We start from the raw sequence: 676 nt of genomic DNA, 5'->3' as shown, positions 1-676 counted from the left end.
TTATTGTTGAAGCGGGTGCGACAGTAACCTTTGATATAAAAAGTCGCATTGATGTGCGCGGAGAGTGGTTGATTGCACAAGGCGTAACCATCCAATCAGGCTCTGGTGTTCAGTTTAATATTTATGGCGTACTAACGACGACAGGTGTTGAAGGGAGCGAGGTCGTATTTACCTCATCACTGGATATCCCTGAGAAGGGAAGCTGGAGTGGCATTCATGTTTACAACGGCTCAAATGTTACGCTGCGCTATACGCAGGTAAAATATGCTATATACGGAATTCGTGAAGTCTCAATATCCAGTGCTACCCATCTTGATATTCAGTACAGTTTGTTTGAGCAAAATACACACGCTATTTACATTAATGAATCTAAGTCAGACAGTGGGTTTATTTCAACGATTCACTACAATTCGTTTGTTGATAATACGACTAATCTTAATACGAATGGGGATTATGGCTCAACCATAATTGATGCTCGTTATAACTGGTGGGGCACGGCAGATATTAGTGAAATAATGGCTAAAATTTACGACCGTCAGGACACTTCGAGAAGCTTATTAGTTAATTATGGGGCATATCGTCGCTCAATAGCATGGGATGATGTGTTTACGAATAGTATTGCGGTGAGCTGGCCGGAAGATTTACTCGTTGATGGTGAGTATGTGCTGGATGGTGA

General features: G+C 41.9%; 1 protein-coding gene. It reads left to right on the top strand.

Features of this window, described 5'->3' with window-relative positions; genetic code table 11:
- Positions 1-676 (top strand): hypothetical protein (locus H5119_RS20020; protein ID WP_182703485.1); only part of this gene is annotated, 676 nt, incomplete at both ends.

It is taken from the genome of Pseudoalteromonas sp. SG45-5 (assembly GCF_014164085.1).
Taxonomy (GTDB): Bacteria; Pseudomonadota; Gammaproteobacteria; order Enterobacterales; family Alteromonadaceae; genus Pseudoalteromonas; species Pseudoalteromonas aliena.
This window is presented reverse-complemented; position numbering and strand designations above follow the sequence as displayed.